This is a genomic window from Nostoc sp. NMS9 (genome assembly GCF_017114995.1).
Taxonomy (GTDB): domain Bacteria; phylum Cyanobacteriota; class Cyanobacteriia; order Cyanobacteriales; family Nostocaceae; genus Nostoc.
This window is the reverse complement of record NZ_JABXKL010000071.1, coordinates 73,871-85,490: the sequence shown is the minus strand read 5'-3', so window position 1 is coordinate 85,490 and position 11,620 is coordinate 73,871. Positions and strand designations below refer to the sequence as shown.

8 protein-coding genes are annotated in these 11,620 nt (G+C 41.3%); 3 read left to right on the top strand and 5 right to left on the bottom strand.

Features of this window, described 5'->3' with window-relative positions:
• The first annotated feature begins 52 nt into the window (after window positions 1-52).
• A complete protein-coding gene (locus HWQ40_RS21205; RefSeq protein ID WP_292781399.1) occupies window positions 53-1,927 on the top strand; it encodes an AAA-like domain-containing protein in 1,875 nt (624 codons plus the stop codon).
• Window positions 1,928-2,080: 153 nt separating this feature from the next.
• On the opposite strand, the gene HWQ40_RS21200 is transcribed toward HWQ40_RS21205, so the two are convergent.
• Together HWQ40_RS21200 and fldA are read right to left on the bottom strand one after the other, a co-directional pair.
• Window positions 2,081-2,833, bottom strand: a complete 753-nt coding sequence (locus HWQ40_RS21200; RefSeq protein WP_292781397.1) for an alpha/beta fold hydrolase — start codon at window positions 2,831-2,833, stop codon at window positions 2,081-2,083.
• 67 nt (window positions 2,834-2,900) lie between these two features.
• Window positions 2,901-3,413, bottom strand: coding sequence for a flavodoxin FldA (gene fldA / locus HWQ40_RS21195; RefSeq protein WP_292781394.1), 513 nt, complete (start codon window positions 3,411-3,413; stop codon window positions 2,901-2,903).
• A gap of 561 nt (window positions 3,414-3,974) precedes the next feature.
• Here fldA and HWQ40_RS21190 point away from each other — a divergent pair.
• Entirely contained in the window at window positions 3,975-4,658 is a 684-nt protein-coding gene (locus HWQ40_RS21190) for a class I SAM-dependent methyltransferase family protein (protein WP_292781391.1), read from the top strand.
• A gap of 237 nt (window positions 4,659-4,895) precedes the next feature.
• Entirely contained in the window at window positions 4,896-5,198 is a 303-nt protein-coding gene (locus tag HWQ40_RS21185; RefSeq protein WP_292781389.1) for a hypothetical protein, read from the top strand.
• Window positions 5,199-5,270: 72 nt separating this feature from the next.
• Here the strand turns inward: HWQ40_RS21185 and HWQ40_RS21180 are convergent, their stop codons facing one another.
• The 3 genes from HWQ40_RS21180 to HWQ40_RS21170 all read right to left on the bottom strand — a co-directional run bounded on the left by HWQ40_RS21180 (window position 5,271) and on the right by HWQ40_RS21170 (window position 11,230).
• The gene (locus HWQ40_RS21180) at window positions 5,271-7,799 is read right to left on the bottom strand and encodes a mannose-1-phosphate guanyltransferase (RefSeq protein ID WP_292781386.1); all 2,529 of its coding nucleotides are present in this window, start codon (window positions 7,797-7,799) and stop codon (window positions 5,271-5,273) included.
• A gap of 224 nt (window positions 7,800-8,023) precedes the next feature.
• A complete protein-coding gene (locus tag HWQ40_RS21175) occupies window positions 8,024-9,892 on the bottom strand; it encodes a glycosyltransferase (protein WP_292781383.1) in 1,869 nt (622 codons plus the stop codon).
• A gap of 102 nt (window positions 9,893-9,994) precedes the next feature.
• Window positions 9,995-11,230, bottom strand: coding sequence for a glycosyltransferase (locus HWQ40_RS21170; RefSeq protein WP_292781380.1), 1,236 nt, complete (start codon window positions 11,228-11,230; stop codon window positions 9,995-9,997).
• Between the last annotated feature and the right edge of the window lie 390 nt (window positions 11,231-11,620).

Below are 11,620 nucleotides of genomic sequence, written 5' to 3'. Positions count from 1 at the left end.
CGATCGTGGCATAAGAAGAATTTGTCATCCTCTAATTCTCCCCATACTATCTATGCCCTTTAAAAACTTTTTTGGTCAAACCCCAAAACCTCAACCCCCAGAGATGACTGGTTTAATCAAAATATCGGGATGTGACAACCCTAAGCGGTGCGGGGATGTGATTTTTGTTCACGGCTTAGGTGGTCACGCACGCGGAACTTGGCATCCGCAAGAACTACGCAACGATGATAATTTCTGGTTAACGTGGCTGGGACAAGAAAGACCAGATTTAGGTATTTGGTCTTTTGGCTATAAAGCTGAACCCTTTGAATGGAGAGGTTCAACAATGCCACTCTTTGACCGTGCTAGTAATTTACTGGAATATTTACAAGTTAATGATATTGGCAAATACCCAATAATTTTTATCACTCATAGCATGGGTGGATTATTAATCAAAGAAATGCTGCGTAATGCTCAGACATTTAAAAAAACAGCAGTTATTGAACAGACAAAAGGTATTGTATTCCTCTCCACTCCTCACACTGGTTCTCATCTCGCCAACTTAGTCGATAAAATTAGAATTTTGGCACGCAGCTCTATCAGTGTTGACGAACTGAAGGCACATATTCCCCAACTGCGTCAACTTAACGAGTGGTATCGGCAAAATGTTGATTTTATGGAAATTGCTACAAAAGTTTATTTTGAAACTAAGCCCACTCAAGGTTTTTTAGTTGTAGACCCAGATAGTGCTAACCCAGCCATTAAAGATGTCCAACCTACCGCTACAGACGATGACCATCTTTCTATCACCAAGCCAACATCAACAAATAATTTAGTTTACAAGGGAGTTAGTCAGTTTATTAAGCAACAATTGCTAATTAATCTAGCCATTGTTGAACAATCAACACCAAAAGTAAAAGGGAGTAACTCCTCAGTGATTTTTGAAAATCCTGATGGTCAAGTTGCTCTTAACTCTCCTTTTTATATCGAGCGTCCAGAGGTAGAAACTAAATGTTATGAATTCATCCTCCAACCAGGGGCGTTAATCCGCATCAAAGCGCCGCAAAAGATGGGTAAAACTTCCTTAATGAGCCGCATTTTTGAGCATAGTAAACAGAAAGGGTATCGCACAGTTTCTCTGAATTTATGGAGTAAAGAAAGTCTTACCGATCTCAGTAGTTTTTTACAGGGCTTTTGTGCAATTCTGAGTGAAGAATTAGGGTTAGAAGAACAAATAGATAAATATTGGAAAAAACGATTAAGCAATCAAGTAAACTGCACTAATTATTTAAAAGAATATTTATTAAAAAACATTGATACTCCTCTACTCTTAGGCTTAGATGATATTGACAAAATTTTTCCTTATCCTGAAATTGCTCAAGAATTTTTTGCTCTACTTCGAGCTTGGCATGAAAACGGTAAAAACGAAGTAATTTGGCAGAAATTGCGTTTAGTAATTGCTCATTCTCAAGAAGTATATGTTTCCCTAAATGTCAATCAATCCCCCTTTAATGTGGGTTTATCTGTGGAAATAGGAGAATTTAACGCCACACAAATAAAAGAATTAGTCGAACGACATCAATTAAATTGGTCAGATACACAAATCGGACAATTAAGGAGAATGATTGATGGTCATCCTTATTTATTAAGGACTGCTCTTTATCAAATTGCTACAGGTAATTTAACTTTAGAACAATTTCTGAAAGTTGCTCCCACTGACGAGGGATTATTTAGAGGCTTTTTACATCCCTATCTTTCACTGCTGGAAGAAGATAAATTGTTAAAAGCAGCGTTCCAAAAAGTGATTGAGAGTGATATTCCTGTGAAGTTAGACTCTGTACAAACTTTTAAATTACGCAGCCTGGGCTTAATTAAATTTAAAGGAAATGAAGTTCAATGCCTTTGTAATTTATATCGCCTTTATTTCCGAGAACGCCTATCCGAATGATTACACCCAGCTTGAAAAGATGAAGCATCGATAATGAATGGTAAAATAATTAGCGATCGCAGCGTCAACGCCAAAGGCAACCCCGATTACATCCCAAATTTCACAAGTGCGTAGCCGTAAGGCTTGTCCTCAGACATCGCACTCTCGAAGTTACTAATTTGTAGAAGTGCTAAAAGATCGTGCAGATGCTTCTAGCAGATGCGGATGGTGGCGTTCCCAAAAACTCAAGATTTCTTCGCCAACCTGTTGAGGATAGAAATAGTGAAAAAAATGATACCCTTGTGGGCATTCCCAGAGTTTATCTTCTGGCTTCAACCAATTTAACCAGTCATGCAATGCAGGTGGACTGACTACCGGATCGCTCTTGCTACCACATACCATCATTGGCATAGAAACTCCACCCTTGGGTAAATAAACCAACTTAAATAAAGAGTGTGATGATGGAGATTGTTCTAAATCTTTATCTAAGGCAGCTACTAACTTCTTAGTAGTATGAGGCGGTTGATTTCCAAAAAGACTGCGAACGCTGCTTGCCAAAACTAACTCACGGCTAATGCTAAAAAGTTGTCGTTGAAAGTAATAGTGAGCTTGCCAATTGTTTGCAGGTTGAGCTGCTACAGCCAGCAGGGTAAGCGATCGCACTTTTTGAGGAAATCGACGGGCAAAGGTTAAAGCGATCGCACCACCCATACCATGTCCTGCTAAATGCACGGGGCGATCGCGCAATTTTAAAAAGTCATACAGCAAATCCACAGCTTGATCTATCGAACTAGCTTCATCTTTGGTTTGCTGGTATTCCCACTGGGCGACATTTATATACCTAGATAAATGTTCAAGTAATGGTTTATCAAAACGCTGTAAAACAGGACTGGCACTTAACCATAAAATATCAAATGAATCAGACATAAATACCTATAACTTCTAAATTATCAATTTCAATAAAGGCGCACAGCTAGCCGTGCGCCCCAAATCTCTACAAACCAAATTCTTTCTTCAACTGAGCAACCCAAGTTTTAATTCGCTCATCTGTTAGCTCAGATTGACTACCTTCATCAAGTGCTAGCCCAACAAACTTGCCATTTTTCAAAGCTCTAGATTGCTCAAAGTCATAACCCTCAGTTGGCCAGTAACCAACAGTTTTACCGCCTCGCTGGGAAATCTTTTCTTCCAGAATTCCAATTGCATCCTGGAAGTTATCGGCATAGCCATATTGATCTCCATCACCAAAATAGGCAACCAACTTACCACTAAAATCTATTTCATCCAGATCGGAGAAAAAGCCTTCCCAATCGCTCTGAAGTTGACCAATATCCCAAGTGGGAGAGCCAATAATCAGCAAGTCATACTCATCAAAAGTGGTAGTATCCGCCTCGTAAATGGGATGTAATGTCACAATATCATCACCAAACTCATCCCGAATTTTTTCAGCATCAGATTCAGTGTTGCCAGTTTGAGTACCGTAAAACAAACCAATTTTTTTTGACATATTGACACCTGATAAATAAATAGTTGTGTGCTCTGCTGAAAAGTCGCCCTGAGAGGTTGGTTAATCCAGCGTTCCCTGCCCATCAAGGCATCGACTCCAGTGTTTGAACAGCCACGCAAGTCAAAAGCGTTATCTTTTCAGAAAGTTTGCAAATAGCTGAAATACATGACCCGCTTAATGAGTATTACTCTCAATAACTCTGAAGATATACTACCAGAGTTATTGAAAGTCTTTTTCATTTAACTAAGTTAACTTTTGTTAAGTATTTCAGAAAACAAACCGAAAACTAGACGAGGCGCAAGAATTATCGTACCTTAATTGGTCAAAAACCTTGCACTTACTCGAATAGGAGTAGTGAGATGAACGCCTGAACAAAAAGCATTTCTCAATTACTGGAGTTTAGACTAAAAGCGATACAAGACTTGATCTTGGAAGAGTTATGTGATAATGTTTTTTGGCTGAATAAGTACGGTAACAACATCAAGTTACCGTACTTTTATATTAAGAGTGAATAACGCACTCTGCAAGAGGATAGTTTAAATCAAACGGAAATTGCCCCTTATGCCAAAAGACTGGTTTGAATGGCACGATCTCTACAATAGTGAACCAACATTGCAGCAGCGACTGCAAATTGTTCGGGAATATATTTCTCATAGCTTGGATGCATCTTTACCTGGAATCATTCGTGTAGTCAGTGTTTGCGCGGGTGATGGGAGAGATTTATTGGGAACGCTATCAAAGCATTCCCGTGCAAAAGATGTGCACGCACGACTCGTTGAACTAGACCCGAAGTTAGTTGAACGTGGAAAACTAGCTATAAAATCAGCTGGTTTGGCAAAGCAAATTGAGTTTGTTAATGGCGATGCAACAAATTCCTCCAACTATGCAGGAGCAGTCCCAGCAGACATTGTGATTGTATGTGGTATATTCGGCAATCTAGCTGACGAAGCTGAACTGAATCGCTTACTTCGGAACCTAAGTTTATTAACTAAAAAAGGTTCCTTGATAATTTGGACTCGTGGAGACACTAAGGGTATTCGCCATTCTGATACTGTCCGCAAACTTTTGCCTGAAGCTGAATTTGAAGAAGTTAGTTTCAAACTCACTCCTACAGGAGATATGGCAGTAGGACTTCATCGTTATCTTGGTGAAGGTTCAGCTTTACCAGAGAATCAACAGTTATTCGTGTTTTCCGGCACTCCAAATAGAGGAACACAGGCAGTTTTTCAAACCTCTGGAGAATGAATCAGACTCTTTTCTAGAAGAATTTGCTGACAGCAGTTTTCAGCTATTTAATCAAGAAAATTGATAAATAGTGCGATCGCTTGCTAAAAATATCGATAACGCTTGTAGAGACGCGATTTATCGCATCTTGAAAGATTAAGTACCTTACGATATCCTCACAAAACATCCCTGATGATTACTGATTTCAAAAATCACTTCGGTAAAAGAAGCTAGAGGGAGTAAGTTTTTTGTGCATTTATGAAATTAATCCAAATACTAAAACTAGCTGTAATTCCGGTTTTGACTGTATTGAGCTTTGTGTCTACATCAAATACAGCACTAGCTGACTATTTAAATAGTCAGGGGTCAGGAGGTAATTATCGTTATGAATTATGGTCTACAGATGATAATAGTAATTACTATCTGAAAATTTGGCTATATGAAGCAAGTCCAACAAGTAGCCCATATAGGACAACTCCAGAATTCGATTCTACTAGGGAAGCTTTAATTTATTTTGATTGCAATTACGCTGAGAAAAATTTATCAGAATGTTCTCAATGAGGATTTAGAACCCCCCCAACATAATTCGTAATTCGTAATTAAATAATTCAATTACGAATTACGAATTACGAATTAAACTTCGGCTGGTTGATATTCTTGTTGTCTTTCCACAAACGACTGAACACGGGTGCGGTAGTTTCTCACAGTTTCATCTACCCATTCGCGATCGTTGCTATTTGCATACAAATGCACCAGTGGTTCGCTGGCATCTGGTAAAACTAACAACCAACTGTCATCGTAGGGTTGACAAATTTTCACTCCATCAATTAATTCTAGATTTTGCGCTGGGTGAGTTTCCACCAAGTAACGCATCAAAGCACCCTTGGCTGTCCACGGGCAACGGACTGTATAAGTTTTGTGAATTACACGAGGCAATTCTGACCGCGCAGCAGCAAGCGATCGCTCTTGTATAGTCAACATCTCAATTATCTTGGCAATGCAGAACATGGCATCAAATCCCGGATGCAGCTGCGGGAAAATAAAACCAGTCTCTCCACTACCTCCCAATACCACATTCGGGTTTTTCTGGCAAGCTTCCATTAAAGCTGTGGGGTTGGCTTTAGTGCGAATCACTCTACCATCATGGCGACGGGCGACTTGTTCAATAGCACTGGAAGCATGAACTGGTACAACTACTGTTCCTCTAGGGTTAGCCGTCAGAATCATGTCTACCATCAGTGCTGTTAAAATTTCCCCACGAATTGGGTAGCCTGATTCATCAACTAAAATTAGCTGTTCTCCATTCGCCGACACTTGCACCCCAAAGTTAGCTTTTAATGCCTCCACTACATGACCTAACTGAGTCAGCAATCCTTCGCGGTCAGCTACAGACATCGCTGTTTTAGTGACACTGGCATTCAGCACCACTGCATCAGCGCCAAATTTATCCAACATTTGCGGTAAAACTGCCCCCGATACGGCATAAACATAGTCAATCACCACTTTTGCTCTGCTGTTGCGGAGTGTATGAACATGCAACAGCTTCTCAAAAGCAGTACAGTAGCGATCCATGACTTGGCTGGGGTAAGACACATCGCCAATTTCATGAATTAGTGCCCGCCGCATATCCTCCTTAAAGTAAGCGCCTTCAATTTTCTTTTCCAAGGCTTTGGAGATATTAATGCCCTTGGCATCCATGAATTCAATCAGAATGTAGTCAGGGCGGTCGGGATGTACCCGGACGTGGATACCACCAGCTACCGACATTGTGGGTATAACTGTGCGGGCGATGGGGATAGCTGTGGCATCGAGGTTTTGAATGTCAACAGCTACTGACATTAAACCAGCAATGAGCGATCGCGTCACCATCCGAGAGACATTACGCTGGTCGCGGGAAACCGTTACTTTAGAACCAGGTTTCAAAGTTGAACCGTAAGCAGATCCCAATTTCACAGCAAATTCTGGGGTGATGTCAATATTAGCTAATCCTTGGACACCGCGTTGTCCAAATAAATTGCGTTGGGCGGTGTTCCCCCAAATTAAGTTAATGTTTAAAACGGCTCCTGACTCAATCTTTTTACTGGGCCAAACACGTACACCAGGGCTAATTTGGGCTTCTTCTCCTACCGTGGAAAGCGAACCCACAACAGCAGCTTCTAATACTTGGGCGCGGCGGTCTACACGAGTGCCACGGGAAATTACACAGGCAGAAAGAGCTGCTTCATCGCCAATGAATGCCCCATTCCAGACTATGGGACGTTTAAGATTAGCATCAGCGCCAATAGTGACATTATCCCCAATTACGGTTCCTGCCTCAATTTGTACTCTTGCCCCGATGCGGCAATTATCACCAATCACAACTGGGGTTTCAATCACAGCTGTCTGGTCGATGTAAGTATTTTGACCTACCCATAACTCATGAGAAACTTCTTTATAGGCAAAATCTAGTTGCACTTTCCGATCTAACGCGTCATACTGAGCCTCACGATAGGCATCTAAGTGACCAACATCACACCAATAACCTTGAGCAATGTAACCATACATTGGTTCATCTTTTGCTAGCAGTAAGGGGAATAAGTCCTTAGAGAAGTCACATTCAACGTTTGCTGGCAGATATTCCAAAACTTCTGGTTCGAGAATGTAAGTACCAGTGTTGACGGTATCAGAAAAAATTTCACTACTAGAGGGTTTTTCTAAAAATCGCCGAATCCGTGCTTCCTCATCAGTAATCACCACTCCAAATTCAATCGGATTGGGAACCCTGGTTAAAATCAAAGTAGCTTTTGACTTATTTTGTTTGTGAAATGCGATCGCTGCCGTCAGGTCAAAATCTGTTATGCTATCACCGCTAATTACTAAAAAAGTTTCATCAAGGAGTTCGGCAATGTTTTTCACACAGCCAGCTGTACCCAAAGGCTGATCTTCTTCGACGGCATAGGTCATCTGGACACCAAAATCGCTGCCATCTTGAAAGTAGTCTCGCAAGACATCAGGTAAATAATGCAATGTTGCAATAACTTCTGTAATTTGATGTCGTTTGAGGAGATTGATAATATGTTCGGCAATTGGCCGATTTAGAATCGGTACCATCGGTTTCGGCAGATCGCAAGTTAACGGGCGAAGCCGCGTTCCTGAACCCCCTGCCATCAGTACTGCACGCATAAATTCTCCTTAACTAGTTAGAGTTTTCGCTATTTGAAAACGTGTCAGATATATTTTGTTCTTCTTTCTCTAGTCTCCTATGGATATTGATATTTGAGGAACTTCCACAAGATGCATATAGATTGGGCATTGGGCATTGGGCACAAGAGGCAGAGGGGCGGAGGGGCAGAGGGGAAAACTTACTGCAACTGCTCCCCTGCTCCCCTGCTCCCCATCTCCTCAGCTTATTGGCAATGATAAAGTTCATATTCGTAGCCGTCTACGGTTGGCAAAGATTGAGTATCAGACATAACACATGTTTTCACGGTTTCTGCTACGGGTGCGTGAAAGTTTACCAGCCACAAGTCAAAAGGTCGTGGTAGTTTTTTTAAAGTATTTTCCAGAGCAATGGTGGAAGCATTCGGATCTCGATCTTGATGAGCAAGGAGAAACAGAGGATTTTGGAGTGAATTTGCAAGTTTAATCTCTCTGGCAACTCCCATCATTTCCCCAGTGTGTACATAAGTTTTGTGGGTGGTGGCAATCAGTACTGGTGTTGGGGATGTTTGTTGAATTAGTTGCACAAACAGGTCAGGGCGATAATATTTTTGATAGCCGAGATTGCAGATTACTGTAACTGCACTGAAAAATCCCATTAGCCAAATTAACATTACGGCTTTTTTCCCGTTTATTCCCCATTTACCTATGCTTGTTATCCCATTTTCCCCTGGCTCTGTTTCCATCCATTCCTGGGGAGGATGCCAACAAACTGCGAGACTTGCGCCTAGTAAAACAACGATCGCGGGAAAGTAAACAAAGTTATATCTAGCACCCCTGGTGAGGTCAATACCCAAAAAGTACGTAAAGATAAAGAATAAAGCGATCGCACTGATAACTACTCCAGCAAGTACCTGAATCATCATCCCGCTTTCTGGGTGCTGTAGTTGAATTTTAATCCCACGCAGCAAAATTGGTACTGCCCAAATAAAGAAAGTCAGCATCACCACTCCAGAAGGAATCACAACCAATAGCTGTGAAGATTCAACTGGTAATAGGGAAATCATTGCAATCAATGTTCCTAAAGCTTGAAAAATTGGGCTTAACCAATCTAGTCCAACGCGCGAACCTCGAATCCACTCGGTCAAAACACCACGATTTTCATTCTCTAACAAGGTTGGTATCCAAATTAAACCCGCCACACAAGTACCTATAGCAACCGCATAGATGCGCCGCCAGGCAGGAGAGAAGAAAAGAGAAAATTTGCTGCTAGTTTGCAATTGAAGCCAAGCAAAAAAAATCAAAACTACGGCTTCTGTGCAAAGGGTGAGGGTGAAAAAATAATGAGTAGCAATACCTAAAGCATTAATTTCTATCCAGAAAAGTGCTATCCATATAGGTAAAGGTGTGCGGTTTTGAATATGACGTGTGGCAATTACTAAGCAGGTGAGGGAACCAATTACCCATAAGATTGCCAAAGTGTAATGACGCGCTTCTTGTGCTAAAAATACGCCATAAGGTGATACTGCCATCATTGCAGCAGTCAATTGTCCCACTAATGACGAACGAAACGCTACTCTACCTAATACGTAAACACACGGAATGGAGGCGGCGCCGATTATCGCTGGTAGCAATCGCGCCGCAAACAGCGATACTAATCCTCCATCGCTGGGAAATAATTTCATCCACAGGTAAGCCAGCACAAAATACAGTGGTGGATGACTGTCTTGTGTAGCTAAGTTATGAATAACATCACCAATACTAGCTGCTGGGTTTGGTTGCAGTGGTTGTAATAGGATATTAGGTGCGATCGCTTGATCTAGGGGAACTGATAAAAAAGTATTCCCCAAGCTAAACACCAAGGTGGCAAACTCATCAGTCCAAGGAGGCTTTGCAGTCAAGTTGACTAGGCGCAAGCTGATGCCGACGATCAACCACATTAAGATCAGCAAGGGATGAACCCAGGAAGGAGGAAGGCGAGTCTGCCAATTATGCCAATGCTTGCGTTGTGATCTGGAGTTTTTATCTGCCAGAGGCAGGAAATGTGTAGCAGATGCAGGTAGCAACGAGATAATTTGTTTGTAAAAATAAAATGCACCTTGGAAAATAACTCTCATTGCCGAGCCTCACACTCATGGATTTGTAGATTTGACGTTTGAGATTTAAGTTCGTTCTAAAATCTAAAAACAAAAATCTAAATCTCAAATCCCTCGTTGTGATTATTTCACGTCTGTGACGCGCCAGCTAAGTTTCAAATTAATCCAGAAATTCCAGATGGTAGCAACTGCGATCGCTATCAACTTAGCTAAATACTGATTTATTTCCAAGACATTATAGAGAAAATTAATTATTAGAGCTTGTAATATAACTCCTGCCAAACAGACTGCACTGAACTTCAAGAATCGCTTGAAACGTTGATGCAGAGCACGTTGCCCCTGAGAAATATCACTAAAAGTCCATAAATCATTCCATAGGAAATTATTTATGATTGCCACTCCGGCCGAAAGAATCGTACTGCGAGTTAAACCTAAATGAATTACAGTACGCAGCAAGTGAAACACTGTTAAATCCACAAATACCCCACTAAAGCCAACCAACCCAAAGCGGAGGAATCGACCGACGGGGAAATTGACTTTTCTACTCAATCGTCCTGTTCCTCCTGTGGTAAGCCGCAATCGCACTAAGTGGTGGATGTAATCTATATATTGCTTCCATGTCACCTTACTCTCACCCTCTTTGCGTTCGCAAAATACATACCCAACCTCGGCAACTTGGTCTACTTTTCCCCGGCCAATTACTTCTAGGAGAATTTTATATCCGACTGGATTAAGTGTTGCACCTGCGATCGCACTCCGGCGCACCATAAAATAACCACTCATCGGGTCAGAAACTCTGCCCAGTACCCCCGGTAAGATTACCAAGCCTAACAATTGAGCGCCACGAGACAAGAAACGCCTAACAACACTCCAGCTACTAACACCGCCTCCTTCTACATGACGGCTAGCTACTGCCAAATCTGCCCCCTGCTCAATATTACGCAACAGTTGCATCAGCACCTCTGGTGGATGCTGTAAATCTCCATCAATCACCCCCAACACACTCCCCGTAGCTGCTTGCCACCCACGAATCACTGCTGAGGACAGCCCCCGTTCCTGTTGGCGTCGCATCACCCGCAACTGGGGGTATTCTGTCGTCAAAGATTGCGCTATCTCCCAGGTTCGGTCTGGGCTATCATCATCTACCACTATTAGTTCATAGTTTCCTGCAATAGATTCATCCAGTAATTGACTCAATATGCTGACTATATTCCTGATGTTGTCACGCTCTTTATAAGTAGGAATTACTAGAGAAAGATGAATAAATTCATTACCTGTACAGGGGTTGGGGGGCAACTCGGAAATCTTTAGTGGGCCAGTTGATACTGTTAACAACGAGTTGGATGAGTTTGTTTTCATATTCCAAATTGCAAAACGAGGGTATGTAAAGTCCGTGGAAAATAGAATCAAACATCTGCTGACTTTATTGACTGAACTTAGTTACTCAAAACTTGAGGAATACTTTTGTTACAGTTAGCTGCCCTGAAAGTTTAGTAATTCACGCACTTCGATCCCAGTATTTTCCTAAATCTCATCTAAATTTTACATCTTACCCCCTTTTTTTATGATATTATACGAAAGATTACGTATTTTTTAGCGAAACATCCTGTATTTTTAAGTAAACTAAGTCAGCAAATATACAGTTTATTAAGCATATCTTGATGATTTTTTAATCAGAACTATGGGGAATATTAATTTAATATGGAGTATCGGAAATTTTGGTAATGTGCTTATAGATTATTGTTGTTA

What these genes read in the sequence shown, in the direction of transcription:
- HWQ40_RS21205 (WP_292781399.1), top strand. Translation starts at nt 53, where the DNA reads ATGCCCTTTAAAAACTTTTTTGGTCAAACCCCAAAACCTCAACCCCCA.
- HWQ40_RS21200 (WP_292781397.1), bottom strand. Translation starts at nt 2,833, where the DNA reads ATGTCTGATTCATTTGATATTTTATGGTTAAGTGCCAGTCCTGTTTTA.
- fldA (WP_292781394.1), bottom strand. Translation starts at nt 3,413, where the DNA reads ATGTCAAAAAAAATTGGTTTGTTTTACGGTACTCAAACTGGCAACACT.
- HWQ40_RS21190 (WP_292781391.1), top strand. Translation starts at nt 3,975, where the DNA reads ATGCCAAAAGACTGGTTTGAATGGCACGATCTCTACAATAGTGAACCA.
- HWQ40_RS21185 (WP_292781389.1), top strand. Translation starts at nt 4,896, where the DNA reads ATGAAATTAATCCAAATACTAAAACTAGCTGTAATTCCGGTTTTGACT.
- HWQ40_RS21180 (WP_292781386.1), bottom strand. Translation starts at nt 7,799, where the DNA reads ATGCGTGCAGTACTGATGGCAGGGGGTTCAGGAACGCGGCTTCGCCCG.
- HWQ40_RS21175 (WP_292781383.1), bottom strand. Translation starts at nt 9,892, where the DNA reads ATGAGAGTTATTTTCCAAGGTGCATTTTATTTTTACAAACAAATTATC.
- HWQ40_RS21170 (WP_292781380.1), bottom strand. Translation starts at nt 11,230, where the DNA reads ATGAAAACAAACTCATCCAACTCGTTGTTAACAGTATCAACTGGCCCA.